The following is a 25,041-nucleotide window of genomic DNA, read 5'->3' on the forward strand; positions in this document are numbered from 1 at the left end:
CAAGGATCACGGCGCGGCAACGAACCCACGCATCCGCCATGGGCGCCCCGACCATCGACGCAAGTGATGCTGTGTCGCCGCACGCCACCGATACCCACCGAATGCCGTATTCCTCCCGCCCCCGCCACCCCCGCCCTCACCCCGCCCCGCCTCGCCCTCAGGCCGCCCGCGCCCCCGCCCTCACCCCGCCCGCGCCTCGCCCTCAGGCCGCCCGCGCCCCACCCTCAGGCCGCCTGCAGCCCACCCTTAGGCCGCCCGCGCCTCGCCCTCGCCTCGCCAGCGGGTCGCCGCCGGGACACCCTTCCGCAGCCAGCCGCCGGTCAGGCCGCCCCGACCCGCCGCGCCGACCCGCCTCCCGCTCCCGCTCCCGCTCCCGCGAGATCTTGGTGCGTTGACGCCCCTTGAGGGGCGGTTCCGTACCAAGATCTCGGGGCACACCGCCTGATACCCCGAGTGGATCATCGGTCGGTGGAGAACCACGGTCCGCGCGGGCTTGCCCTCGACCATGGGGCAGCTCGACAGCGTCGCGGGCAGCCACCCCGGTGCGCCTGAATCGTCTGCGACATCAGCTCGACAGCGATGGAGGTGCGGTAGTTCTTCTCCAGTACGCGATGCCGCGATCGCGGTCGCGCGGGCCCAGGGTGCTGGCTCAGGTGCCAGCCGTGGACTGCGACACGGCGCAGCACGGTCCGGCCGGTGGGAAGGCCGGTTGCCGGCAGGATGCCGGATGCCAGCGGGCCGGACGCCGGCAGGCCAGGTGGCGGGGCCGGGTGCCGGCAGGCCTAGGTGACGGCGAGGGCGGGTGGCGGCGAGGGCGGGTGACGGCGGGCCGGTGACGGCAGGCCGGTGACGGCAGGCCGGTGGCCGCGGCGTGGACTGGTGGGCCTCGGGAACGGGGCCGGCCCGCCACCCGAGGAGTGGGGTGGCGGGCCGGCGGGCGTCGGCGGAGTCGGTCAGCGCCGGGCGAGGCCCTCGCGGGCGGCGACGGCGGTGTCCGGGTGGTCGGTGAAGACGCCGTCGAGGCCGAGGGCGAGGAACAGCTCGTACTCGGCCTGGATGTCGCCGCGGGCGTTCGGGTCGGTACCGATGCGCAGGTCGGCCGGGAGGAACTGGTTTTCGGCCCGGAACGTCCAGGCGTGCACGATCAGCCGCTCGCGGTGCGCGTCCCGCACCAGGGTGGTCGGGGCGAGCAGCCTGCCGGCGGCGTCCCGCGGCACGATCAGGTTCTTGTTCGCGCCGACGCCGTCGGCGTACGAGGCGATCCACTTCAGGCCGGCCGGCTTCGCCAGGTCCTGGTAGGTGCGGGCGTCGCCGGCAACGGTGAAGTCGTACGGGCGGCCGGTGGCGTCGAGGAGCTGCGCGAGCCGGACGTCGGTCATCCGGTCCAGCTTGCGGAGGTTCGCCGTCTCGAACGACTGGATGATCACCGGGGAGTTGCGGCGGGTCAGCCCGTTGCGCCGTAGCACCTCCACCAGCGGCTCCTCCAGCGGCAGCCCGATGGACGCGAAGTAGCTCGGGTGCTTGGTCTCCGGGTAGACGCCGATCGTGCGGCCCCGCGCCCGCCCCTCACTCCGGGCCAGGTCGATGACCTCCTGGAGCGTGGGCACCTGGTAGCGGCCGTCGAAGGCGGTGTTGGCGACGCGCACCTTGGGCAGTCGCTCCTTGGCACGCAGGGTCCGCAGCTCCGCGAGGGTGAAGTCCTCGGTGAACCAGCCGGTGACCGCGACGCCGTCGATGGTCTTCGTGGCCCGTCGCGCGGCGAACTCGGGGCGGACGGCCACGTCGGTCGTACCGCTGATCTCGTTCTCGTGCCGCGCGACCAACGCGCCGTCGCGGGTGGCGACCAGGTCCGGCTCGATGTAGTCCGCGCCCTGCCGGATGGCCAACCGGTAGGCCTCCAGGGTGTGCTCGGGTCGGTAGCCGCTGGCGCCCCGGTGACCGATCACGAGGGGCCGGTCCGTCGGCCGGGCGCGCTCGGCGGCGGGTGCCGGGGCGGCCGAGGCCGTCAGCGCCGGCACGGCCACGGCCGCCGCGAGCAGGGCGCCGGCCAGGCCGAGGGCGGAAAGGGTACGTCGCAACGCCGTCTCCTTGTCGTCGAGGAATCCGCCTCAGCAGACAGGCCCGGGTTGACGGCGAGTTGGTCGGTGCCTGGCCGGCGGGTGAACCCTCGGGATGCCGGTTTCCACACCCGACTCGCGACAGAAAAGGAAGATTGTCTGGTGCGCCGGCTTCTTCGTCATCCCGTACGGCTGGTGCCGTTCGGCTTCCTGGTGACGATCCTGGTCGGCACCGGTCTGCTGATGCTGCCCTGGGCCACCAGCGAGTACCGGCACACCCCCTTCGTGACCGCCCTGTTCACCGCCACCTCGGCGGTCTCGGTGACCGGGATGGCGGTCGTGGACACCCCGAACTACTGGAACGAGTTCGGCCTAGCGATGATCACCGTCCTCACCCAGGTCGGCGGCCTCGGCATCGTGACCGGGGCGACCCTCGTGATCCTCGTGGTGGCCCGGCGGCTGGGGCTGCGCAGCCGGCTGCTGGTGCAGGCCGAGACGGCCGAGTTCGGCATCGGCGACGTACGCCGGCTGCTGCTGCGCATCGCCGGCCTCGCGCTGGTCTGCGAGGCGATCATCACCGCGATCCTGACCGCCCGGCTGTGGCTCACCTACGACTACCCGTTCGGCCGGGCCCTCTGGGGCAGCCTCTTCCACGCCGTGCAGGCCTTCAACAACGGAGGTTTCGCCCTCTACACCGACAGCCTGGTCGCCTTCTCGACCGACGCCTGGGTCACGGTGCCGCTCTCGATCGGCACCATCGTCGGCGGGCTCGGCTTCCCGGCGCTGTTCGAGGCCGTACGCGAGTGGCGGCAGCCGACCCGCTGGGCGGTCGCCACCAAGCTGACCGTCTGGGGCAGCGTGACGCTGCTGGTGGTGGGCTTCCTCGGCCTGCTCGCCATCGAGTGGTCCAACCCGCGCACCCTCGGCATCTACGCCTGGTCGGACAGGTTCCTGGTGACGTTCGCCCAGAACGCGTTCATCCGCACCGGGGGCTTCAACGTCGTCGACGTGGACAGCCTGGAGGAGGAGAGCTATCCCCTGATCATCGCGCTGATGTTCATCGGCGGCGGCAGCGCCAGCACGGCCGGCGGGATCAAGGTGACCACCTTCTTCCTGCTCGCCTTCGTCATGTGGGCGGAGCTGCGGGGGGAGCCGGACGTGACGGTCGGGCACCGCCGGGTGGCCACCGCCAGCCAGCGGCAGGCCATGACGGTCGCGCTGCTCAGCCTCGCGTTGGTGGCCTGCGGCACGGTGGTGCTGATCTTCCTCACCGAGGGGGTCCCCCTCTACGCCGCGCTGTTCGAGGTGACCTCGGCGCTCACCACCACCGGCCTCAGCGTCGGAGTCGCCGCGTCGCTGCCGGAGAACGGCCAGATCGCCCTGATCATTCTCATGTTCGTCGGCCGGATCGGGCCGCTGACCCTCGGGTCGGCGCTCGCCCTGAACACCCGGCGGCGGCTGTACCGCTACCCGGAGGAGCAACCCATTGTCGGCTAGGAAGACGGCGGCCGAAGGCAGCGTCGTGGTGATCGGACTGGGCCGGTTCGGATGCCACCTGTCCGGGGCGCTGACCGCGCTGAATCACGAGGTGCTGGCCATCGACCGCAACCCGGACCAGGTGCAACGGTGGTCGGCGCAGCTCGACCGCGTCGTGCAGGCCGACGCCACCGAGGAGGGGTCGCTGCGCCAACTCGGCGTGGCGGACTTCGGCCGGGTGGTGGTCGCCATCGGCGCCTCGTTGGAGGCGAGCGTGCTGACGGTCCTGGCGCTGGCCGAGCTGGGCGTGCCGCAGATCTGGGCCCGGGCCACCTCGACGAAGCACGCCAAGATCCTGGACTCGGTCGGCGCGCACCACGTGATCTTTCCCGAGGCGGAGACCGGCGAGCGGTTGGCCCACCTCATCGTCAGCAGGATGCTCGACTTCATCGAGTTCGGCGACGACTTCGCCATCGCCAAGGTGTGCACCCCGGAGACGATGGTCGGCCGACCGCTCGGGGAGCTGACCCCCACCGAGCGCTACGGGGTGCGGGTGGTGGGCGTGAAGCTGCCCGGTGAACGTTTTCGGTACGCCACGGACGCCACCGTGGTCGCCCCGGGCAGCATGCTGATCGTCGAGGGGGACATCGGGCAGGTGCAACGGTTCGCGGAACTCAGCTGACCCCGGCGGGCTCAGTCATCGTCGTCGTCATCGTCCCTTTCCGTGTCCCTTTCCCTTTCCGTTTCCTGACTTACTTTTTTTCCACCACCCGACCCCTTGCCCTTGCCGGAGTTGTCGGACTTGGCCTTCGACCCGGCAGAGCTGCCGCCCGAACTTCCGGCGGACGTGCCGGCCTTCTTCGTCGGCGCCTTCGTGGTGGGGGCCTTCGTGGGGGCCTTCGTGGGCGCGACGGATGGCGCCGCGCCGGCCACCCCGGAGACCTGCGCCCCGCAGGCCTCGTCGCCGAGGCGGAACTCCAGCGGCAGCGGGTTGAGGCCCGTGTGCCGCCCGGTCAGGGTGAGCTTCTCCGACGCGCCGGGGGCCAGCGCGGCGCGCTGCGGAGCGGGCTGCACGACCACCGTGCTCCCCTGCTGGCGTACCGGGGCGGGCGTCGCCTTCGTCACCGTCTGCTGGCCGGGGAAGGTGAAGCTCAGCCGCCAGTCCCGCAGCTCCCGCCCGCCCGTGTTGGTCAGGGTCAGCTCGGCGGCGAAGTCCTTGCCGGAGTCCGTACGCAGCGCGTACACGACCCGGCAGGGCGGGGTGGTCGGCGCCTGCGCGCCCATCCGTGCCTGGGTGGGCTGGTCGATGCCCCCGCTGGCCGGGCTGCGGGAGGTGAAACCCCACATTCCCGCCGTCACCGCCACCAGGCCGGCGGCGGCCACCCCCGCCTCGATCCGCCGGCGTCGGATCGCCGCGCGCCGGTTGCGCGTACGGGAGAACGGCAGCGCGTCGGTCGCGGCGGACCAGGGCAGGATCGTGGTGCCGGCGGCGGCCAGCGCGGCCTCGTCCACGGGCCCCGCCGCCGGGGAGACCGGCACCGCGGCCACCATGCCGGCGGCCTCGGCGAGCGTCCGCGCGACCTCGGTGGTGGCGGGCCGGTCCATGGGGCGCTTGGCCAGGCAGCGACCCACCAGGTCGCGCACCTCGTCGGGGAGCCCCGCCACGGGCGGCATCGGTTCCGGATCGTTGTACATGTGCGCGCGCAGCATCTGGGTGGTGGTGCTCGCCTGCCAGGGCAGCCGGCCGGTGAGCATCCGGTAGAGCAGCAGACCGACCGCGTACACGTCGGTGGCCGGGGAGACCTGACCGTTGTCGAGGCGCTCCGGGGCCAGGTACGCGGGCGTGCCGAGCAGGGCGCCGTCCGGCCCCTTCTCCTTCTCGCCCACCAGCGCGGAGATGCCGAAGTCGACCACCTTCACGCCGGTGGCGGTCAGCATGACGTTGCCGGGGGTGACGTCGCGGTGCACCACGCCGCGGGCGTGCGCGGTGGCCAGCGCCGAGGTGACCTCCGCGCCGATCGTCACCGCCTCCCGCCAGGGCAGGCTGCCCCGGCGCAACCGGCCGGTCAGCGACTCGCCGTCGACCAGCTCCATGACGACGTACGGCACGGTCAGGCCGACCTGCTCGGACTCGCCGTAGTCGTAGACGTTGGTGATGTTGGGGTGGCACAGCCGGGCCGCCGCCTGCGCCTCGATCCGGATGCGGTGCCGGAACGCGCGGTCGCTGGCCAGCCGCGACGCGAGCACCTTGACCGCCACCTGCCGGCCGAGCACCTCGTCGTAGCCGCGCCAGACCACGGACATGCCGCCCGCCCCCAGCTGCTCGATCAGCCGGTACCGCTCACCCAGCAGTTGTGCGCCGTCCCGGTTCGCTCCACCCATGAGGTTCGTTGTTGCCCCGGACCGACCCGGCTACACCTCAAGGGTCGGAATCGGTCAGCGATTCACCCGTTCAGGCGGTGGCGAGGAGCTGGTCCACCGGCGCGTAGTCGTCGGTCAGCACCAGCGCCTCACCGACGAACGCGGTGAGGTCCGCGCCCGCCAGCAGGCTGGCGTCCTCCCGCAGCTCGGCCAGCCGGGCGCGGACCGCCTCCAGCGGCAGCGGGGCGTCGGAGGCGACGATCAGGAAGTTCGAGCCCTCCCGCCCGGCGAGCGCCGCCGCCGGGGCGATCAACGCGACGTGCCGGAACTCGGCGGCGACCGTGGCCAGCTCGCTGCGGATGAAGCGCAGCGGCGGGTAGTCGATGACGTTCTGCACGTAGACGCCGCCGGGGCGGGTCACCCGGCGGACCTCGGCGGCCATCTCCCGGGTGGCGAGGTGCCAGGGCACCACGAGGTGCCCGAACGCGTCGCCGACCACGAGGTCGCGGCTGTCGGTGGCCTCCGCGGCGACCAGCAGCCGGGCGTCACCCACGACCGCCCGCAGGTCCGGCCCCTGGCGTACGCCGAGCTGCCGCTCGCCCAGCTCCACCAGCCCGCCGTCGATCTCGAACACGACGTTGTCGGTGCCCGGACGGGTGGCGGTCAGGTAGCGGGGCACGGTGAACCCGCCCCCGCCCAGGTGCAGCGCGTCGAGCCGCTGCCCCTTCGGGGCGACCACGTCGGCCACCGCCCCGATCCACCGCGTGTACGCGTACTCCAGGTGGGTCGGGTCGGCGAGGTCCACGTACGAGTGCTGCGCCGAGTTGAGCAGCAGGGTGCGGCCGGAGTCCCGGCCGGGGTCGGACTCCACGCTGGCGCAGTGGTAGGCGGTCTCGATGTCGCACGGGTTCGGAGCGACCGTGGTCAGCCCGGCGCCGACGAGACCGAGCACCGCCAGGGCGGCCTTGGCACGGGCGGGGCCGGGCAGCTCCGCGCGGTCCTGGCGGCGCAGCCACACCCCGAGGCCGAGCCCGGTGAGCCCGAGCGAGGCCGCCAGGGCGAACAGGATGACCGTGCTGGGCAGCGCGGCCACCAGCACGAACCCGGTGCCCAGGGTGGCCGTGATCCCGCCCAGCGTGCCGATGCCGGAGAGCCGGCCGACCACCTGACCGGTGCGCCGCAGGTCGGCCAGCTGGAGCTTGACCACCAGCGGGGTGACGGCGGCGAGCAGGGCCGCCGGCACGAAGACGGCGAGCGCGACGAGCAGCAGGATGGCCGAGGCCGCCCCGCCGCGCAGCACCTCACCGGCGTACCGGACGACCGGCAGGGTGACCGCCGTGGCGATGCCGGCCAGCACCAGCGCCGGCGCCAGCAGGACCCGCGGGTTGCGCCGGTCGGCCAGCCAGCCGCCCGTCCACGCGCCGTAGGCGATGGCGGCCAGGGCGATGCCGATGACCGAGCTGGTCACCTGGAGGGTCACCCCGACGTACGGCCCGACCAGCCGCAGCGCGACGGTCTCCAGCACCAGGACGGCGCCGCTGGAGAAGAAGACCAGGAACGCGGCGAGGCCGTTGGGCAGGGCCCGGGTGGTCGAGGCCGCCGGTGTGGCGGGCGGGACCGTGACGTCGGAGGATGCGGAGCTCACCCGCGCGATGGTACGCAGGAAAACTGGGCCCGCGGGTCAGTACATCGAGAGATGAACATGGTTCGTGTGGTCGGCGGCGGGGCTGCCGCTGCCGCCGTACGCCCGCCAGCCGGTGCCGGGGTGCCAGATCTGCCGGTACCAGATCACGTAGAGCACGCCGAGCCGGCTCGCGTTGCGCACGTGCCAGGCGGCCAGGCTGTCCCCGTACGCCTTGTCCCCGCCGGTGGCGGTCCTGTCCTCGAACCCGTTGGTGGCGGCCGAGAAGTCACAGGCGCGGCCCTTGGGGTGCTCGCCGGAGCCGCCGCTGCGGTAGCAGGAGACGTGCCGCTTGTAGCCGGCGGCCTGGGTCTGCTTGAGGGCGTTGAGCGTGCGGGGCGTGATGCAGCCGGAGGTGGTGGGGTCGTTCACCGAGCAGGACTCCGACGGCCACGAGCCGTCCGAGTTGCGGGGGGCCGGCCTCGCCGAGGCGGAGTTGCCGCCGCTGAAGCCGCCGCTGCCACCCGAGCTGACCGCCGCGAGCGCCGCCTCGGCCTCCTTCTTCTTCTTCGCCATCACCGCGAGCTGCTTCTGCTGCTCCCGGACCTCGGTGTCGATGGCGATCTTGGCCTGCCGCGCCTGCTCGCGCGCCTCGGTCAGGCTGCGCAGCCGCCTGCCGTCGCGCTGCGCCATCAGGTCGAGGCTGGCCGCCCGCTCCAGGAACGTCTCCGGCGAGGTGCTGTTGAGCAGCATCGACGTGGGCGTCAGCCGGCCCAGCCGGTAGGACTGGGCGGCCACCTCGCCGACCTGCGCGGTCAGCTCGACCAGGCGCACCTCCAGGGCCCCCAGCTGCCCCACCAGCCGCTTCTGCCGGGCCTTGGAGTTGTCCAGCCGCCCCTTGGCCTCGATGTGCGCCTTGGCGGTCGCCTCCAGGGCGTCCCGCAGCTTCTTGGTGCCGCCCTCGTTGGGCTCCGCGTACGCCGGCACGGCACCGACGCCGAGGAGCAGCGCCACGGCGACGAGCAGCGCGGCCAGCGGGCGGCGGGCACGCCGCACGGCGGTCAGCGGGCGGCGGCCGTCAGGCCCGGCGGGCATGGTCCTGCGCACGAAAGCATCCTTCCGTCGGCCGCCGGCCCCGGACGACGGCGTGGCGCGGCGGCGGCCCCCGCCGGGCGCCGGACGGCGGCCTGCTGGCGGAGACCGGCGGTCAGGATACCGGACGGAGCCGTCCCGACCAGGCCCACGAACGCCCGGAGCACCGAACGTCGACGCAGTGTCGCGTCGACGTCACGCACCGCCGAGCAGCGCCTCGCGTACCTCCGCCCAGATGTGCTCGCTCGCGGCCACCAGGAGGCCGTGGCCGTCGTCGCCCGGGCGGTAGTCGGTGCCGTCGAAGCGCCGGGCGACCCCGCCCGCCGCGCGCACCAGCAGGGAACCCGGGGCGTGGTCCCACGGCAGGGTGCTCCAGAAGAGCACGAAGTCCTGGTCCCCGGTCAGCACGTCCAGGTATTCCCGGCCGGCGCAGTGCAGGCCGGGCAGCAGTTCACCCAGCCGCGCGCCGCCCGCCTCGACCAGAGCGCGCGGCGCGGCCGGCAGGGCGTGCGACATCGCGGCGCCGCGCACCGCGTCGAGCGCGGGCGCGCGGTCGCCGGTCCGCACCGGCCGGCCGTCGAGCCGGGTCTCCTCGCCGGCGCGCGCGACGGCCAGCGTCCCGGCGAGCGGGTCGAGCACCCAGGCGGCGACGGGATCCCCGTCGGTCAGCAGCGCCACCATCAGCGCGAACGGCTGCCGGCCGGCCGCGAAGTTCGAGGTGCCGTCGACCGGGTCGACGAGCCACACGTCGCCGGAGCCACGCAGGTGCTCCAGCAGGGCCGGGTCGTCGGCGACCGCCTCCTCGCCCACGACGACCGAGCCGGGGCGCAGCCGGCGCAGGGCCGCCGAGATGATCTCCTCGGCGCGGCGGTCGGCGACGGTGACGAGGTCACCCGGCGCCTTCTCGCTGATGTCGGCGGCGTCGAGCTTGCGGAACAGGGGAAGCACGACCTGGTCGGCGGTCTCGCGCAGCAGACCACCGACGTCGTCGAGCAGGGTGTCAGCCACGCGGCGGCAGCTTCACCACGCTGACGAAGAACTCGTCGATCTGCCGGACCACCGAGATGAAGCGCTCGAAGTCCACCGGCTTCGTCACGTACGCGTTGGCGTGCAGCTGGTAGCTGCGCAGGATGTCCTCGTCGGCCTGGGAGGTCGTCAGCACCACCACCGGGATCCGGCAGAGCTGCTCGTCGGACTTGATCTCTTCCAGCACCTCCCGCCCGTCGCGGCGGGGCAGGTTCAGGTCGAGCAGGATCAGGTCCGGCTGCACGACGTCGGCGTACCGGCCCTCCCGCCGCAGGTAGGCGAGCGCCTCGGCGCCGTCGGAGACGACGGTCAGCCGGTTGCGGAGCTTGTGCTCCTCGAACGCCTCCTGGGTCATCAACACGTCACCCGGATCGTCCTCCACCAGCAGGACCTCGATCGGGCTCTTGCCGTCCGCCGGCGCGGTCATCCCACCGTCTCCCTCATGTCACCCGTTCTACCGCCTTCCGGTGCCCGGTCGGGCCCGTCCGTGGTCTCCGTCTCGTCGGCGCGTCGGTCGGCCTGCGCCGGGGTGCCCGCACCCGCCTCGGCGCCGGGCTCGTCGCCGTCCCCGGTCGTGGGCTCGTCGGTCGGCGCCTCGTCGGTCGCGGCGGACGCGGCGGCCGCCGCCTCGACATCCTCGGGCAGCGCCGGGAGGGTGAAGCGGATCGCCGTGCCCTCCTCGGTGCCGGTGTCCACCCAGACCCGGCCGCCGTGGTATTCCACGATCTTCTTGACGATCGCCAGCCCGATCCCGGTCCCCGGGTACGCGTCCTTGGCGTGCAGCCGCTGGAAGATGACGAAGATCTTGTCGGCGAACTCCGGCTCGATCCCGATGCCGTTGTCCTGGCAGCTGATCTCCCACTCGTCGCCCACGAGGCGGGCCGAGACGTGCACCTTCGGGGGTACGTCGGGGCGGCGGAACTTCACCGAGTTGCTGACCAGGTTGGCCAGCAGGTTGGTCAGCAACGGCTCCTCGCCGCGGATGACCGGCAGCTCGCCCCAGGTCAGCTCCGCGTCGGCGTACTGCCGGGCCGCCTCGGTCTGGCCGGCCACGTCGCCCATGACCTTGTTCAGGTCGACCTCGGTGAAGCCCGTGGTGAGCCGGCCGATCCGGGAGAAGGCGAGCAGGTCGTTGATCAGGCGCTGCATCCGCTGCGCGCCGTCGACCGCGAACGCGATGTACTGGTCGGCCCGCTCGTCCAACTGCCCCGCGTAGCGGCGCTGGAGGAGCTGGCAGAAGCTGGCCACCTTGCGCAGCGGCTCCTGGAGGTCGTGCGAGGCGACGTACGCGAACTGCTCCAGGTCACGGTTGGAGCGGGTGAGTTCCTCGGCCTGCTTCTGGAGCTGGCTGTTGACCCACTCGATGCGCTCGCGGGCCTCCCGTACCTCGGCCAGGTCCTTGGCGATCTTGCGCCGCATCGCGTCCACGTCCTCGCCGAGCCGGAGGAACTCGGGTGGGCCGGTGCCGGAGATGCCGTGCTGGTAGTCGCCCTCGGCCACCTCGCGGACCTGGTCGGCGAGGCCGGTCAGCGGGCGGATCACCATCTTGTCCAGGGAGACCAGCAGCATGCTGCCGGCGATGATCACCACCGCGACCGCGACGATCAGCAGGACGACCAGCAGGTTGCTGGTCCGCCGGACGTCCTCGGCGCTCCGCTGCCGGGCCTCGAAGATCTCGAGCTGGAGGTCGTCCAGCGCGCTGCGGACCGCGTCGAACTGCTCCCGGGCCTGGTCGGTGATCAACGCCTGCCCCGCGGCGGTGCCGCTCTGCTGCGTCGCGGTGACCACCGGCACCGCCACCGCCTGGCGCCACTCCTCGGCCCGCTGCTCCACCTTCAGGAGCTCCTGCCGGATCTCCGGGTAGTCGCCGAGCAGCCGCTCCATCGAGGCGACCAGGTCCTGCTCCCGCTTGCGCCCCGCGTCGTACGGCGTCAGGTCGGCCGGGTTGCCGCTGACCGCGTAGCCGCGCACCGCGGTCTCCTGGTCCAGCAGCGCGTTCTGCACCTCCTGCGCCTGCACCCGCAGCGGCCCGGTCTTGTTGAGGATCGCGTCGATGTGCATGCGGTTCTTCGTCGCCACCGCCACCGCGCCGCCCGCCAGCCCGATCAGGAGGACGGCGACGACGGTGAGCAGCATGACGACCCGCTGGCGCAGGGTCCACTCGCGGATGCCCGTCACCGGCCACCGCCCCGGCTGACCAGCAGCATGGCGACGTCGTCGGCGAACGGGCCGCCGTTGAGCTGTTCGGCCCGCCCGACCAGCCAGGCCGGCAGCTCGGCCAGCGGCACGGCGAGGGTCGCCGGGTCGGCGAGCAGGCCGCTGAGGCCGGGCACGTCGAGGCGCTCGTCGCCCTCGCCGGTCCGCCCCTCGATCAGGCCGTCGGTGTACATCAACAGGGACCAGTCATCGGTGTCGAACTCCAGGTCGTAGGCCACGGGCCGGCGGGGTCGTACGCCGAGCAGCAGACCGCCGCGCGCCGGAACCGGCACCACCTTGCCCCCGGCGAGCAGCAGCGGCGGTGGATGCCCGGCCAGCCGGACGGTGGCCCGATTGGCGTCGAGGTCCAGCCGCACGGTGGCGACGGTCGCGAAGATCTCCTGGAGCCGGCGCTCGCTCATCAGCACCTGCTCCAGCGCCGGAAGCACCTCGTCGTCGGGCACGCCCGCGAGGATCAGCGCCCGCCAGGCGACCCGCAGCTCGACGCCCAGGGCCGCCTCGTCCACGCCGTGCCCGCAGACGTCGCCGACGATCAGGTCGAGCCGGTCGGGCCGGGTCTGCACCACGTCGTAGAAGTCGCCGCCGATCAGGGCGGCGTGCCGGCCGGGCCGGTAGAAGGTGTGCACCGCGACCACGTCGGTGGTCATCAGCGGCTGGGGCAGCAGGCCCCGTTCGAGGCGGGCGGACTCGGCCTGGCGCAGCTCGACCTCGCGCAGCCGCCGGGCGTTCTCGTCGGCGCGCTTGCGCTCCACCGCGTACCGCAGCGCCCGGGTCAGCAGCACCCCGTCGACCTGGCCCTTGACCAGGTAGTCCTGGGCACCCTCGGCGACCGCGACGATGCCGAGGTGCTCGTCGGAGCGGCCGGTCAGCACGCAGACGGCGGCGCCGCTGGCCATCTCCAGCACCTGGCGCAGCCCGTCGAGGCCCTGCGCGTCGGGCAGACCCAGGTCGAGCAGGACGCAGTCGACGCCCATCACGCGCTGCCGGGCCTCGCTGAGGCTGGTCGCCACGAGCAGGTCGATCATCGAATTGGTCTCGGCGAGCAGCTCACCGACCAGGAAGGCGTCGCCCTCGTCGTCCTCGACCAGCAGCACCCGCAGCCGCTCGCCGGGAGGCAGGTTGGGATGACGTCCCATCCCGCCGTGCGGGTACGGCGCGACGGAGGAACCGGCCAGGCCGGTCCCCCGGTACGGCCGGGTCACCGCCGCGAGACGCGGGAGATCGCTGGTGATGTCGGGCTCCTTCCGAGTGCCCTGCTGATCCTGTATTAGACAACGTTCGCACACAACACGACGGGCTCCGCATGCGCGGGGATGGGTCGGATCACTGCGCGGCGGGGGGCGAAACGGACGGGAGAGCCCCTGGTCCGCACCGGGAGTCCCGCTGACGGCCGCCGGGGTGCAGGATGGTGCCCACCTGAGACCCCTCCCGAGGAGACCCCGTGGGCGCACCCCCCATCCGCCCCGCCGACCGCGCGCTGGCCCGGCCCCGTCGCCGGCTGGCCGCCGCCGTGGCGGCGCTCGCCGCGCTCGCCGCCGTGGGCGCCGGCACCCTGCTCGACCTGCGCACCCCCGCGCCGCGCCCGGCCGACGCGCCGCCGGGCGAGTTCAGCGCCACCCGGGCGTACGAGCACGTCGAGGTCGTCGCCGCACGCACGCACGTGGCGGGCAGCCCGGCGAACGACCAGGTCCGCGCCCACGTCGAGGGGGTGCTGCGCGGCCTCGGCCTGGAGACCGAGGTGCAGGACACCGTCGCGCCCGAGGCCGGCCAGCTCAGCGGGGCGGCCGGCGGGGCCACCCTGGCCCGGGTACGCAACGTGGTGGCCCGGCTGCCCGGCACCGACCCCACCGGGAAGGTCTTCCTCGTCTCGCACTACGACTCGGTGCAGTCCGGCCCGGGCGGCAACGACGACGCCGCCGGCACCTCGACCATCCTGGAGGTGGCCCGCGCGCTGGCCGCCGGCCCCCGGCCGCGCAACGACATCGTCTTCGTGCTCACCGACGCCGAGGAGGCGTGCCTGTGCGGGGCGGCCGCGTTCGCGTCCAGCCACCCGCTGGCCGCCGACGGCGGCGTGGTGCTCAACCTGGAGGCGCGCGGCTCCACCGGCCCCGTGATCATGTTCGAGACGTCGCGGGACAACGCCGCCCTGGTGGACGCCTTCGGCCGGGCCGCCCCGCACCCCGTGGGCACCTCGTTCGCCGTGGAGATCTACCGCGCGCTGCCCAACGACACCGACTTCACCGCGTTCCTCGACGAGGACTTCGTCGGGCTGAACTCGGCGTACATCGACGGCGGGGCGATCTACCACACCCCGTTGGACACCCCCGCCGCCATGGACCGGGCCAGCCTCCAGCACCACGGCGACAACGCCCTCGGCCTCGCCCGCGAGTTCGGCCGGGTCGACCTGACCGCCCTGGACGCCGGGCACGACGCCACCTACTTCCCGGTCCCGGGCGGGCTGGTCCGCTACCCCGGCTGGCTGGTGCTGCCCCTGGCGCTGCTGGCGCTCGCCGCCGTGGCCGCCCTCGGCTGGCTCGCCCTGCGGCGGGGCCGCACCACCGGGGGCCGGCTCGCCGCCGGCTTCGGGTTGGCGCTGCTGCCGCTCGTACTCGCCCCGCTCGGCGCGCAGCTGCTCTGGGCGGCGATCACCGCGCTGCGGCCCGGCTACGCCGAGCTGCTCGACCCGTACCGGCCCACCTGGTACCGGCTGGCCGTGGTGGCGCTCGCCGCCGCCGTCCTGTGCACCTGGTACGCACTCACCCGCCGCAGGGTCGGCCCGGCCGCGCTCGCCGTCGGCGGGCTGGGCTGGCTGGCCGTGCTCGGGGTGCTGCTCGCCGTGCTGGTGCCCGGCGGGGCGTACCTGGTCACCCTGCCGGCCCTGGCCGGCGCGCTGGCCGGGCTGGTCGCGCTGAGCGTGCGGATCGACGGCCCGTGGCCGGTGGTCGCGGCGACGCTGGCCGCGGCGGTGGCCGTGGTGGTCCTGCTGCCCACCGTGGTGCTGCTCTTCCCGGCGCTCGGCATGGCGATGGGCGGGGTCGCGGCGCTGGTGGCGGTGCTGCTCGGCCTGGCCGCGCTGCCGGTGGTCGACCTGCTGCACCCGCAGGCCGGCGGGCAGCGGGCGATGGCCGCCCTGCGCGCGCGCCGCCTCGGCGCGCTGCCGGCCGCCGCCACCGCCCTGGCGGCCGTGGTGCTCGCCGGGGTCGGGCTCGCCGTCGACCGCTTCGACGCCGCGCACCCCGCGCCCACCCACCTGATGTACGCCCTCGACGCCGACACCGGGCAGGCCCGCTGGCTCAGCCACGAGGAGGACCCCCAGCCCTGGACCGACGGCTACGTCGACGGGGTGACCGAGGTCGCCGACTTCCCCGGCCTGGGCGACGCGGAACTGCGCGCCGGCCCGGCGCAGGCGGCGAACCTGCCCGCCCCGAAGCTGGAGGTGCTCGCCGACACCACCGCCGGCGCCGAGCGCACCCTGCGCCTGCGGCTGGTCCCGCAGCGCCAGGTCCGCCTCACCACCCTGCACGTGGACGCGGCTACGGCGACGGTGCTGCGGGCGGAGGTGGCCGGCCGCGCGGTGCCGGTGGAGGCCCGGGAGGGACGCTGGGGTTTCGGCCTGGTCTTCCACGCCCCGCCGTCGGAGGGCATCGAGGTGACGCTGACCGTCACGCCGAAGGCGGGACAGGTGGCGCTGCGCGCGATGGACGCCAGCGACGGCCTGGACGCCCTGCCCGGCTTCCGGCCGCGCCCGCCCGGCGTGGGCATCGTGGGCTCGCACAGCTCGGAGATGCTGGCCGTGGCCCGCACCTATCCGCTGTAGCCGGCACGGCGGCGCGGGGCCCGGACCCGCGCCGCCTCCCTCGGCGGCGCTAGCGGTCCGGGCGGGGTTCCTCGCGCCGCCACGCCAGCAGTCGGCGGTACGCCGCCACGCCGTCGGGCACCCAGTCCCATTCGGTGAGCCGCCGGTCCAGCTCCTCCTCGCTGAGGAAGGCGTGCCACGCGACCTCGGTGGCCTGCGGGTCGACTGGCACGTCGCAGCGAACCTCGTAGACCGCCGACCACCACGTGTGCTCCGGCGTGTCGTAGAGGAAGGTGAACAGCGGCGTCGGATCGGGCAGGCCGCGTACGCCCAGTTCCTCCTCCGCCTCGCGCCGCGCCGCCTCGTCGTACGACTCGCCCGCCCCGACCACCCCGCCGACGAACATGTCGTACAGCGAGGGGAAGACCAGCTTCCGTGCGGTGCGGCGGTGCACGAAGATCTCGCCCGCCGCGTTGCGCACCAGCACGAACGTGCAGCGGTGCCGGAGCCTGCGGGCGTACACGTCGCCGCGCCGGGCCTGGCCCACCACCCGGTCGTGCTCGTCCACCACGTCCAGCAGCTCACCCGCCGACAGCCGCGCGTCATCGGCCATGCCGTGGGTCACTTCCAGCGGAAGTGCACGAAGAGGCGGCCGAAGTTCTTCGAGTCCTTCTCGACGCGGTGGTAGAGCTGCTTGACGTCCTTCTGGTCGAGGAAGCGCAGCACCCGCTTCTTGAGCTGGCCGGAGCCCTTGCCGGGGATGATCTCGACGAGGGTGGCTTTCTTCGCCACCGCCTCGTCCATGATCCCGCGCAGGGCCCGGTCGATGTCCTGGCCCTTGTTGAAGATGTCGTGCAGGTCCAGCTTCAGCTTCATCGCGCACCCGCCGGCAGCTCACGTCCCATGACGCCGATGGTAGGCGCCCCGCGGCGCCCACCGCGATGCCCGGTGATCAGGACGGCATGGACGTCACCCGGCCGTTTCACGGTCCATGGCGTCCTGATCACCCCGGCGTGGCGGCGGCGCGCATCGCGGTGACGAGCGCACGGGGCGGGGCAGCTAAGCAGAGCTGCCCCGCCCCGTGCCCGCGCTGTCAGCGGTTGCCCTCGACCCGGGTCTGCACCCGGTCCAGGGCGACGCGGTAGTCGTCGTTGCCGCTGTGCATGGCCGCCGCGATGCGCAGGTGCCGCAGCGCGTCGGCGTGCCGGTTGAGGCGCTCCAGGGTGCGGCCCAGCACGTGGTGGGCGTAGTGGTCGGCGGGGTCCCGGTCGACCAGCTCCCGCAGCTGCGCCTCGGCCCGGTTGAGCTGGGCCGACTGGAAGTACGCCCGGGCCAGCAGCTGGCGTACCGAGGCGTTGCCGGGCTCGGCCTCGACGATCGGTTCGAGCAGCCGGGCCGCCCCGGTCGGGTCACCGGCCTCGAAGAACATGGTCGCCCGCCGGTACTCGGCCAGAAGGTCCATCCGACCCACCCCCTCGTGTCGCGCCACTGTCCCGACGCTGGCACAACATCCGCCGTACCGCGACTGTTCCCGACCGGGAACCGCGTGGGCCCGGCCGGCGACCACGACGCCGCCGGAGCCGGCGGGACGGGACGGAGGCGGAGGAAGGACGGAGGCGGACGGGGCGGAGGCGGCGTCAGGTGGCGGCGCCGTGCCGGTTGGCGGCCAGCTCCCAGGCGCGTACGCCGCCGACGATGCCGGCGGTGTTGGGCACCACCACCACGTCGTCGCCCATCCGGGCGAGCTGCTCGGGGCGGATCAGCCGGGAGTTGCCGCCGCCCAGGTAGAGCCGGTCCCAGCGGAACACCGGCCGCAGCCCTTCGACGACCTGCCGGATCCGGCGGGACCAGAACGCGTCCCCGAGGCGGCGCCGCTCCGGCTCCCCCACGTACGTGTCGTAGGTGGTGTTCCAGCGCACCGGGGCGTGGGACAGCTCCAGGTGCGGGGCGAGCACCCCGCCGTCGAAGAGCGCGCTGCCCAGCCCGGTGCCGAGGGTCAGCACCAGCTCGCAGCCGGTCCCGGCGACCACCCCGGCGCCGTGCACCTCGGCGTCGTTGAGCACCAGCGCGGGCACCCCGAACGCCTCGGCGAGCGCGGTCCGCGCGTCGTACCCGGACCACTGGGTCACCAGAGCCGGGTCGACCTTCGAGCGGGGCCCGGAGCGGGTCACGTAGTGCGGGGTGGCCACCACCACCCCGTGCCGGATCATGCCCGGCAGGCCGACGGTGAGCCGGTCCGCCGTGGGCAGCCGACCCGCCAGGTCCAGCAGCGTCTTGACGAAGAGCGCCGGCGGCAGGGGGTACGGGGTGGGCACCCGCAGCGGCCGGGCGCGCATCGTGCCCGCCTCGTCCAGCACCGATGCCTTGATCCCGCCGCCGCCACAGTCGATCGCGAGAGTGGTCACCACCCGAGCAGTGTGCCGCGCGCCTGCCGGGGCGCGGAGCAAGGGTGGGCGATCGGGGCGGATAGGGTCGGACACTGATGAGCGCGACGATGATCGTCAAGGGGCTGGCCGCGGGGCACGGGGACCGGGCGCTGTTCGCCGGGCTGGACCTGGTGGTCGCACCGGGGGACGTGGTGGGGCTGGTCGGGCCGAACGGGGCCGGCAAGTCGACGCTGCTGCGTACCCTCGCCGGACTGCTGCCCGTGGAGGCCGGCAGCGTGACGCTCAGCCCGCCCACCGCGAGCGTCGGGCACCTGCCGCAGGAACCGGAGCGGCGGCCCGACGAGGGCGTAGGGGAGTTCCTGGCCCGGCGCACCGGGGTGACCGCCGCGCAGGCCGCCCTGGACGCGGCGACGACGGCGCTCACCGACGGCGCGCCCGGCGCCGACGACGCCTACGCCGAGGCGCTGGAGCGCTGGCTCGCCCTCGGCGGCGCGGACCTGGAGGAGCGGGCCGAGCAGGTGGCCGCCGAGCTGGGCCTCACGGTCGACCTCGACCACCCGATGACGGGACTCTCCGGCGGCCAGGCGGCCCGGGCCGGCCTGGCCTCGCTGCTGCTCAGCCGCTACGACGTCTTCCTGCTCGACGAGCCGACCAACGACCTGGACCTGGCCGGCCTGGAGCGGCTGGAGGAGTTCGTCACCGGGCTGCGCGCCGGCACGGTGCTGGTCAGCCACGACCGGGAGTTCCTCGCCCGCACGGTGACCCGGGTGCTGGAGCTGGACCTGCACCAGCAGCAGGTCCGGCACTACGGCGGCGGCTACGCGGGCTACCTGGAGGAGCGCGAGGTCGCCCGCCGGCACGCCCGCGAGGACTACGAGGAGTACGCCGACACCCGGGCCGGGCTGGAGGCGCGCGCCCGCACCCAGCGGGCCTGGATGGAGAAGGGCGTGAAGAACGCCCGCCGCAAGGCCACCGACAACGACAAGATCGGCCGCAAGTTCCGCGCGGAGGCGACCGAGAAGCAGGCGGCCAAGGCGAAGCAGACCGAGCGGCTGATCGAGCGGCTGGATGTGGTCGAGGAGCCGCGCAAGGAGTGGGAGCTGCGGATGGAGATCGCCGCCGCACCCCGCGCCGGCGCCGTCGTGGCCTCGCTGCGCGACGCCGTCGTACGCCGGGGCGACTTCACCCTCGGCCCGGTGACCCTCCAGATCGACTGGGCCGACAAGGTGGCGGTGACCGGGGCGAACGGCTCCGGCAAGTCCACCCTGCTCGCCGCCCTGCTGGGCCGGCTGCCCCTGGACTCCGGGCACGCCGCGCTCGGCCCGGGCGTGGTCGTCGGCGAGGTGGACCAGGCCCGGGGGCTCTTCCTCGGCGACGCGCCCCTGATCGACGCGTTCGGTGCCGCCGTACCGCAGCTGTCGCCGGCGGACGCGCGGACGCTGCTGGCCAAGTTCGGCCTGCGCGCGGGGCACGTGCTGCGGCCGGCGGCGACCCTGTCGCCGGGCGAGCGGACCCGGGCGGCGCTGGCGCTGCTCCAGGGGCGCGGGGTGAACCTGCTGGTGCTGGACGAGCCGACGAACCACCTGGACCTGCCCGCCATCGAGCAGCTGGAGTCGGCGCTGGCCAGCTACCCGGGCACGCTGCTGCTCGTCACCCACGACCGGCGGATGCTGGACGCCGTGACGACCAACCGGCGGCTGCGGGTGGCCGCCGGACGGATCGCCGAGGATTGATCCGTGCCGACCCGCCGGTGGCGGGTGAGAATGACTCCATGCTCAAGTGGGAGTACGCGCTGCTGGTCCGCCGCCGCCAGGCGGCCACCACCGACATCGGCTGGGAGATCGTCTTCGTCTGGTACGGCCCCGACGGCTCCATGGTCGACGTGACGCCCTACGGCGACACCGCGCTGGCGCACCTGAACCGGGCCGGCGACCAGGGCTGGGAGTTGGTGGCGATGAGCGAGGACCCGTCCCTGCCCGGCAACAGCGAGTTGCACCGCTACCACCTCAAGCGGCCCAAGCCGGCCGCACCGCAGCCCCGGCAGCGGATGCGCGGCGGCGCCCGCCCCCGCCGCACGATCACCGGCTGACCCGGCGACAGGCCACCCCGCCGCACGATCACCGGCTGACGCGGCGGCGGGCGGGGTGCCGCGGGCATAACGGGCGGGGATCCGGGTATCGGCCGGCGGGAGGTGGCCCGGATGGTCGCGCTGGCGCAGCATCCGCCCTCGGCCGAGCGGCTGCGGGCGATCGACGGATTCCTCGCCGAGGCGTGGGCCGACCAGGCCCGGCACGACGACCGGCTGCGCGACCTCGCGGTCGAGGTGCGCTTCGACCGGGGGGTGGCCCACCTCGGCGGGGAGGTCGCCGAGGAGGCCGAACTGCGGCTGGTCCGGGACCGGGTCGGCCGGCTCGCCGGGGTGCTCGGCGTCTGGTGCCGGGTACGCGTCGGCGGGCGCGACCCGGTGGTGGTCGACCTGGGCTGCGGCGCCACCAAGCAGTGGCCGGGCAACCTGGGGCTGGACATCTTCCCGGCCCCGGGGGTGGACGCGGTGGCGGACCTCTCCGGCTCGTTGCCGCTGGCCGACGACTCGGTGGACGTCTTCTTCGCGGTGCACATCCTGGAGCACCTGATCGACTTCCTGCCGCTGGTCGACGAGTGCCACCGGGCGCTCCGGCCGGGCGGGGTGCTGCACGTGATGAGCCCGTGGTGGCGGCACGTGAACGCCGTCGCCGACCCGACCCACGTACGGCTGCTCGACGTGCAGACGGTCAAGGGCATCTGCCTCCAGCGCCCGCCGGGCACCCCGCGCTGGTACCCGCTGCACGTCGGCTGCGACGGCTCGTCGATCTTCGCCGACCTCACCCCGCTGCCCCCCGACGCGGACGGCCCCACCCCCGCCCACCTGGCCCGCTTCTTCGACTGACCCGCCTCCCACCCGCCCCGAGGGGGAGAGTGGGTCAGGGGCCCTGGGTGCTTTCGCGGGGGGTCAGGGTCCAGGGGGCGGAGAGTTCGCGGGGTGGGGCGGTGCGGTCGCCGTCGATGCGGCCGGCCAGCAGCTCCACCGCCAGCCGGGCGATGCGCTCCTTGTCGGGGGCGATGGTGCTCAGGGTGGGCACGGAGAAGCGGCCGTCCTCGATGTCGTCGAAGCCGGCCACCGCCACGTCCTCGGGCACCCGCAGGCCCGCCTCGTGCAGCGCGCGCAGGGCGCCCAGGGCGAGGGTGTCGTTGAAGCAGAAGACGGCGTCGGGGCGTACGCCGTAGGCCAGCAGGCCGCGCATCGCGGCGGCGCCGTCCGCGCGGTGCCAGGCCGTCGCGGGCGCCACCAGCCGTTCGTCGTAGGCGAGCCCGGCGTCGGCGAGCGCGGCGGTGTAGCCGGCGAGCCGGAGCCGGGCGCTGACCCCCTCCGGGGTGCGTTGCGAGCCGATGGCGGCGATCCGGCGCCGGCCGAGACCGGCCAGGTGGGCGGTGATCGCCCGGGCGGCGCCCACGTTGTCGATCCCGACGTGGTCGGCGGGACCGTGGTCGACGCGCTCGCCGAGCAGCACCATCGGGGTGCCGGCCAGGCCGGTGAGGTCCTCGGCGGTGAGCGCCAGCGGGCTGAAGATCAGCCCGTCGATGAGGTGCTCGGTGATGCCCGAGGCGGCCACCCGCTCCTGCTCGTGACCGCCGCCGGTCTGGTCGATCAGCACCGTCCAGCCCAGCTCGGCCGCGGCCGTGACGACGTGCCGGGCCAGCTCGGCGAAGTAGGGGATGTCCAGCTCGGGAACCGCGAACGCGATGACGCCGGTGCGCCCCTTGCGGAGGTTGCGGGCGGAGAGGTTGGGCCGGTAGTTCAGCTCGGCGATGGCCTCCTCGACCCGGGCGCGGGTGTCGGGGCGGACGTGCACGTAGCCGTTGACCACGTTGGAGACGGTCTTCACCGACACGCCGGCCCGCTCCGCCACGTCCTTGAGCCTGTGCCGCACCACGCCGCCTCCCCCCATGGGTGCGCACTTTACCTCGTGGGCCGCTCTTTACAACGTTGCTTACAACGTTGTAGAAACCATGGGCACCGGGTGACCGTGGTCACCCGGTACCCGGCAACCAGGAAAGGTGGCACCCTTGCGGACCGCGCAGCTCACCATCGACCCGGCCTTCGCCGTCGGACCGGCCGACCGGCGGCTCTTCGGCTCCTTCGTCGAGCACATGGGTCGCTGCGTCTACGGCGGGGTCTACGAGCCCGGGCACCCCGCCGCGGACTCGCGGGGGCTGCGCGGCGACGTGCTGGAGCTGACCCGTGAGCTGGGCGTGTCGGTGGTCCGCTACCCCGGGGGCAACTTCGTCTCCGGCTACCGCTGGGAGGACGGCGTCGGCCCGGTCGGCGACCGCCCCCGCCGCCTCGACCTGGCCTGGAAGACGATCGAGACGAACGCCTTCGGGCTCGACGAGTTCATGACCTGGGCCGCCGCGGCCGAGGTCGAGCCGATGATGGCCGTCAACCTCGGCACCCGGGGCGTGCAGGAGGCCTGCGACCTGCTGGAGTACACGAACCATCCCGGCGGGACCCACCTGTCCGACCTGCGCCGCAAGCACGGCGCCGAGGAGCCGTACGGGGTGCGGCTCTGGTGCCTGGGCAACGAGCTGGACGGCCCGTGGCAGGTCGGCCACAAGACCGCCGACGAGTACGGCCGGCTCGCCGCCGAGACCGCCCGCGCCATGAAGATGATCGACCCGTCGATCAGCCTGGTCGCCTGCGGCAGCTCCAACCGCACGATGTCCACCTTCGCCTCCTGGGAGGCGACGGTGCTGGAGCACACCTACGAGCACGTCGACTACATCTCCGCGCACACCTACTACGACCCGTCCGACGGCGACCGGGCCAGCATCCTCGCCTCCGCCGTGGACATGGACAACTTCATCCGCGAGGTCGTCGCCACCGCCGACCACGTGGCCGCGAAGCAGCGGCACCGGCGGAAACTGAAGATCTCCTTCGACGAGTGGAACGTCTGGTACCAGTCGCGTCTCCAGGCCGACCTGGACCGGCGCGGCTGGGTCGAGGCCCCGGCGCTGATCGAGGACGACTTCACCGCCGTCGACGCGGTGGTGGTCGGCGACCTGCTGATCACCCTGCTCCGGCACGCCGACCGGGTCGGGGTGGCCTGCCAGGCCCAGCTCGCCAACGTGATCGCCCCGATCCGCACCCGCACCGGCGGCCCCGCCTGGCGGCAGAGCATCTTCCACCCGTTCGCGCTCACCGCCCGGCACGCCCGCGGCACGGTGCTGCGTACGGAGCCGGTCGGCCCGACCTACGAGACGAAGCGGTACGGCGAGGTGCCGGTGCTCGACACGGTCGCCGTGCACGACGAGGAGACCGGCGAACTCACCGTGTTCGCGGTCAACCGGGGCGACACGGACCTGGAGTTGCACCTCGACCTGCGCGGCCTCGCAGGACTATCCGCTTCATCGCACGTGAGCCTCGCCGCCGGGGACGACCCGACGGCGACGAACACCGAGGCCGAGCCCGACCGGGTGACGCCTCGGCAGCTACCCACCACCACCACCGACGGCGGCCGGTGCTCCGTGCGCCTGCCGGCCGTCTCCTGGAACATGCTGCGTTTCTCCCCCGTCGGCGGCTGACACCGCACCTGTCCTGAGCAGGCACAATTCATCCCGTCCCCCAAGGAGCAAAATCCCATGATGCAGAACGAAATGAGCCGGCGGCGGCTGCTCGGCCTCGGCCTCGGGCTCGGCGCCGCGGCCTCGCTGACCCTGGCCGGGTGCGGCGGCGGCGACGACAGCTCGGGCCCGGCGGCCGGCAACGGCGGCAAGGACTACACCGGCCCGAAGGTGGACCTGAAGCTGTGGAACGGCTTCACCGGCGGCGACGGCGACATCTTCAAGGCGCTGGTGAACCAGTTCAACACCGAGCACCAGAACATCGCCGTCGCGATCGCCACGTACCAGTGGGAGGACTACTACAACAAGCTCCCCGGCGCGGCCTCCAGCGGCGCCGGCCCGGACATCGCGGTCATGCACATGGACCAGCTCGCCACGTTCGCCGCGCGCGGCGTGATCACCGAACTGGACGACGTCGCCAAGACCCTGGAGCTCTCCGAGGGCGACTTCGCCCCCACCGTCTGGAAGGGCGGGCTCTACAACTCCAAGCGGTACGGCATCCCGCTGGACATGCACCCCCTCGGCTTCTACTACAACAAGGGGGTCATGCAGAAGGCCGGACTCGACCCGAACAAGCCGCCGGCGACGAAGGACGACTACACCGCCGCGCTGACCGAGCTGAAGAAGTCCGGGGTGCAGGGCTTCTGGGTCAGCCCGTTCCAGTTCACCGGCGGCATGACCTTCTACTCGCTGCTGCACCAGTGGGGCGGCAGCGTCTTCGACGCCGAGGCCACCAAGGCCACCTTCAACTCCGACCAGGCCGTCGAGGCGTGCACCTGGCTGACCGACCTGATCAAGCAGGGCCACTCCCCCGCCAACGTCGGGCAGGACGCCGACTACCTGGCCTTCAAGAGCGGCAAGAACGCCTTCAACTGGAACGGCATCTGGCAGATCAACGACCTGAAGAAGAGCCCGGAGATCCAGTGGGGCGTCGCGCCCCTGCCGCAGATCGGCTCGCAGCCGGCAGCCTGGGCCAACTCGCACAACTTCACGATCGTCAAGCAGCGGGCCAACGACGCCAACAAGGTCTCGGCGGCCAAGGTGTTCATCAACTGGCTCAGCCAGCACTCCCTGGACTGGGCCAAGGGCGGCCAGGTCCCGGCCCGCAAGGCCGTCCGCGACAGCGCCGACTTCAAGGCGCTGACCGAGGTCAACGCCCTCGCCCCCGAGCTGGAGTACGCGGCCTTCCCGCCGGCGGCCCCGGGCCTGGGCGAGGTCATGACGACCTTCTACAACTCGTTCAACGAGGCGGCGCTGGGCAAGAAGTCGCCGAAGCAGGCGCTGGACGACGGGGTGGCCAAGGCGAACAAGCAGCTGGAGGACAACCGCAAGAAGTACGGGAGCTGAGTT

The 25,041-nt window shown here is 73.5% G+C and carries 21 protein-coding genes; 8 read left to right on the forward strand and 13 right to left on the reverse strand.

Features of this window, described 5'->3' with window-relative positions; translation table 11 throughout:
* Positions 1-953: 953 nt before the first annotated feature.
* Positions 954-2,078, reverse strand: coding sequence for a glycerophosphodiester phosphodiesterase (locus ACTMS2_RS15930; protein WP_441176065.1), 1,125 nt, complete (start codon positions 2,076-2,078; stop codon positions 954-956).
* Between the two features lie 141 nt (positions 2,079-2,219).
* Here ACTMS2_RS15930 and ACTMS2_RS15935 point away from each other — a divergent pair, with 141 nt between their 5' ends.
* Positions 2,220-3,554 carry a TrkH family potassium uptake protein gene (locus ACTMS2_RS15935; protein WP_441176066.1) on the forward strand — a complete coding sequence of 445 codons (1,335 nt, stop codon included), beginning with the start codon at positions 2,220-2,222 and terminating at the stop codon, positions 3,552-3,554.
* A gap of 28 nt (positions 3,555-3,582) precedes the next feature.
* Positions 3,583-4,215, forward strand: coding sequence for a potassium channel family protein (locus ACTMS2_RS15940; RefSeq protein WP_441176261.1), 633 nt, complete (start codon positions 3,583-3,585; stop codon positions 4,213-4,215).
* Between the two features lie 11 nt (positions 4,216-4,226).
* On the opposite strand, the gene ACTMS2_RS15945 is transcribed toward ACTMS2_RS15940, so the two are convergent.
* From ACTMS2_RS15945 to ACTMS2_RS15975, 7 genes are all read right to left on the reverse strand, one after another.
* A complete protein-coding gene (locus ACTMS2_RS15945; protein WP_441176067.1) occupies positions 4,227-5,915 on the reverse strand; it encodes a serine/threonine-protein kinase in 1,689 nt (562 codons plus the stop codon).
* Positions 5,916-5,985: 70 nt separating this feature from the next.
* Positions 5,986-7,539: a fused MFS/spermidine synthase gene (locus tag ACTMS2_RS15950; protein WP_441176068.1), complete on the reverse strand. Its 1,554-nt coding sequence runs from the start codon at positions 7,537-7,539 to the stop codon at positions 5,986-5,988.
* A gap of 36 nt (positions 7,540-7,575) precedes the next feature.
* Positions 7,576-8,610: a coiled-coil domain-containing protein gene (locus ACTMS2_RS15955; protein ID WP_101412857.1), complete on the reverse strand. Its 1,035-nt coding sequence runs from the start codon at positions 8,608-8,610 to the stop codon at positions 7,576-7,578.
* A gap of 192 nt (positions 8,611-8,802) precedes the next feature.
* Entirely contained in the window at positions 8,803-9,615 is an 813-nt protein-coding gene (locus tag ACTMS2_RS15960; RefSeq protein WP_441176069.1) for an inositol monophosphatase family protein, read from the reverse strand.
* Positions 9,608-10,060, reverse strand: a complete 453-nt coding sequence (locus ACTMS2_RS15965) for a response regulator (protein ID WP_088998277.1) — start codon at positions 10,058-10,060, stop codon at positions 9,608-9,610. Before ACTMS2_RS15965 ends, ACTMS2_RS15960 begins: the two co-directional genes overlap by 8 nt.
* A complete protein-coding gene (locus ACTMS2_RS15970) occupies positions 10,057-11,769 on the reverse strand; it encodes a sensor histidine kinase (RefSeq protein ID WP_441176262.1) in 1,713 nt (570 codons plus the stop codon). The genes ACTMS2_RS15965 and ACTMS2_RS15970 overlap by 4 nt, the downstream gene beginning before the upstream one ends.
* 38 nt (positions 11,770-11,807) lie before the next feature.
* The gene (locus tag ACTMS2_RS15975) at positions 11,808-12,986 is read right to left on the reverse strand and encodes a PP2C family protein-serine/threonine phosphatase (protein WP_089003194.1); all 1,179 of its coding nucleotides are present in this window, start codon (positions 12,984-12,986) and stop codon (positions 11,808-11,810) included.
* Positions 12,987-13,291: 305 nt separating this feature from the next.
* Here ACTMS2_RS15975 and ACTMS2_RS15980 point away from each other — a divergent pair, with 305 nt between their 5' ends.
* Entirely contained in the window at positions 13,292-15,667 is a 2,376-nt protein-coding gene (locus tag ACTMS2_RS15980; protein WP_441176070.1) for a M28 family peptidase, read from the forward strand.
* 49 nt (positions 15,668-15,716) lie between these two features.
* Here ACTMS2_RS15980 and ACTMS2_RS15985 read toward each other — a convergent pair whose 3' ends face one another.
* The 4 genes from ACTMS2_RS15985 to ACTMS2_RS16000 form a co-directional block, all read right to left on the reverse strand.
* Complete coding sequence (locus ACTMS2_RS15985) at positions 15,717-16,259, reverse strand: NUDIX hydrolase (protein WP_441176071.1); 543 nt, start codon at positions 16,257-16,259, stop codon at positions 15,717-15,719.
* Between the two features lie 8 nt (positions 16,260-16,267).
* Entirely contained in the window at positions 16,268-16,522 is a 255-nt protein-coding gene (locus ACTMS2_RS15990; protein WP_088987488.1) for a Smr/MutS family protein, read from the reverse strand.
* A 217-nt stretch (positions 16,523-16,739) separates the two neighbouring features.
* Positions 16,740-17,108: a tetratricopeptide repeat protein gene (locus tag ACTMS2_RS15995; protein WP_088998253.1), complete on the reverse strand. Its 369-nt coding sequence runs from the start codon at positions 17,106-17,108 to the stop codon at positions 16,740-16,742.
* Positions 17,109-17,283: 175 nt separating this feature from the next.
* Positions 17,284-18,054 (reverse strand): ROK family protein, encoded by a 771-nt coding sequence (locus ACTMS2_RS16000; RefSeq protein ID WP_441176072.1) that lies wholly within the window; start codon positions 18,052-18,054, stop codon positions 17,284-17,286.
* A gap of 74 nt (positions 18,055-18,128) precedes the next feature.
* Here ACTMS2_RS16000 and ACTMS2_RS16005 point away from each other — a divergent pair, with 74 nt between their 5' ends.
* The 3 genes from ACTMS2_RS16005 (at position 18,129) to ACTMS2_RS16015 (ending at position 20,959) form a co-directional block, all read left to right on the forward strand.
* Positions 18,129-19,766 (forward strand): ABC-F family ATP-binding cassette domain-containing protein, encoded by a 1,638-nt coding sequence (locus ACTMS2_RS16005; protein WP_441176073.1) that lies wholly within the window; start codon positions 18,129-18,131, stop codon positions 19,764-19,766.
* Between the two features lie 38 nt (positions 19,767-19,804).
* On the forward strand, positions 19,805-20,122 hold the full coding sequence (locus tag ACTMS2_RS16010; protein WP_441176074.1) for a hypothetical protein: 318 nt from the start codon (positions 19,805-19,807) through the stop codon (positions 20,120-20,122).
* 111 nt (positions 20,123-20,233) lie between these two features.
* Positions 20,234-20,959: a methyltransferase domain-containing protein gene (locus ACTMS2_RS16015; RefSeq protein WP_441176075.1), complete on the forward strand. Its 726-nt coding sequence runs from the start codon at positions 20,234-20,236 to the stop codon at positions 20,957-20,959.
* 34 nt (positions 20,960-20,993) lie between these two features.
* On the opposite strand, the gene ACTMS2_RS16020 is transcribed toward ACTMS2_RS16015, so the two are convergent.
* Positions 20,994-22,001, reverse strand: coding sequence for a LacI family DNA-binding transcriptional regulator (locus ACTMS2_RS16020; protein ID WP_441176263.1), 1,008 nt, complete (start codon positions 21,999-22,001; stop codon positions 20,994-20,996).
* 136 nt (positions 22,002-22,137) lie between these two features.
* Here ACTMS2_RS16020 and arfA point away from each other — a divergent pair, with 136 nt between their 5' ends.
* Together arfA and ACTMS2_RS16030 are read left to right on the forward strand one after the other, a co-directional pair.
* Positions 22,138-23,652 (forward strand): arabinosylfuranosidase ArfA, encoded by a 1,515-nt coding sequence (arfA, locus tag ACTMS2_RS16025; RefSeq protein ID WP_441176076.1) that lies wholly within the window; start codon positions 22,138-22,140, stop codon positions 23,650-23,652.
* Positions 23,653-23,709: 57 nt separating this feature from the next.
* Positions 23,710-25,038, forward strand: coding sequence for an ABC transporter substrate-binding protein (locus tag ACTMS2_RS16030; protein WP_350823870.1), 1,329 nt, complete (start codon positions 23,710-23,712; stop codon positions 25,036-25,038).
* The last annotated feature ends 3 nt before the right edge of the window (positions 25,039-25,041 follow it).

The sequence above is a fragment of the Micromonospora sp. SD12 genome, from assembly GCF_052068495.1.
In the GTDB taxonomy this organism is placed as follows: Bacteria; Actinomycetota; Actinomycetes; order Mycobacteriales; family Micromonosporaceae; genus Micromonospora; species Micromonospora echinofusca.

Excerpts from the sequence above, each read along its gene's own strand:
- ACTMS2_RS16030 (WP_350823870.1), top strand. The coding sequence starts at position 23,710 with ATGATGCAGAACGAAATGAGCCGGCGGCGGCTGCTCGGCCTCGGCCTC.
- ACTMS2_RS16010 (WP_441176074.1), top strand. The coding sequence starts at position 19,805 with ATGCTCAAGTGGGAGTACGCGCTGCTGGTCCGCCGCCGCCAGGCGGCC.
- ACTMS2_RS15965 (WP_088998277.1), bottom strand. The coding sequence starts at position 10,060 with ATGACCGCGCCGGCGGACGGCAAGAGCCCGATCGAGGTCCTGCTGGTG.
- ACTMS2_RS15945 (WP_441176067.1), bottom strand. The coding sequence starts at position 5,915 with ATGGGTGGAGCGAACCGGGACGGCGCACAACTGCTGGGTGAGCGGTAC.
- ACTMS2_RS15970 (WP_441176262.1), bottom strand. The coding sequence starts at position 11,769 with ATGCTGCTCACCGTCGTCGCCGTCCTCCTGATCGGGCTGGCGGGCGGC.
- ACTMS2_RS15990 (WP_088987488.1), bottom strand. The coding sequence starts at position 16,522 with ATGAAGCTGAAGCTGGACCTGCACGACATCTTCAACAAGGGCCAGGAC.
- ACTMS2_RS15995 (WP_088998253.1), bottom strand. The coding sequence starts at position 17,108 with ATGGACCTTCTGGCCGAGTACCGGCGGGCGACCATGTTCTTCGAGGCC.
- ACTMS2_RS15975 (WP_089003194.1), bottom strand. The coding sequence starts at position 12,986 with ATGGGACGTCATCCCAACCTGCCTCCCGGCGAGCGGCTGCGGGTGCTG.
- ACTMS2_RS16005 (WP_441176073.1), top strand. The coding sequence starts at position 18,129 with ATGAGCGCGACGATGATCGTCAAGGGGCTGGCCGCGGGGCACGGGGAC.
- ACTMS2_RS15985 (WP_441176071.1), bottom strand. The coding sequence starts at position 16,259 with ATGGCCGATGACGCGCGGCTGTCGGCGGGTGAGCTGCTGGACGTGGTG.
- ACTMS2_RS15955 (WP_101412857.1), bottom strand. The coding sequence starts at position 8,610 with ATGCCCGCCGGGCCTGACGGCCGCCGCCCGCTGACCGCCGTGCGGCGT.
- ACTMS2_RS16015 (WP_441176075.1), top strand. The coding sequence starts at position 20,234 with ATGGTCGCGCTGGCGCAGCATCCGCCCTCGGCCGAGCGGCTGCGGGCG.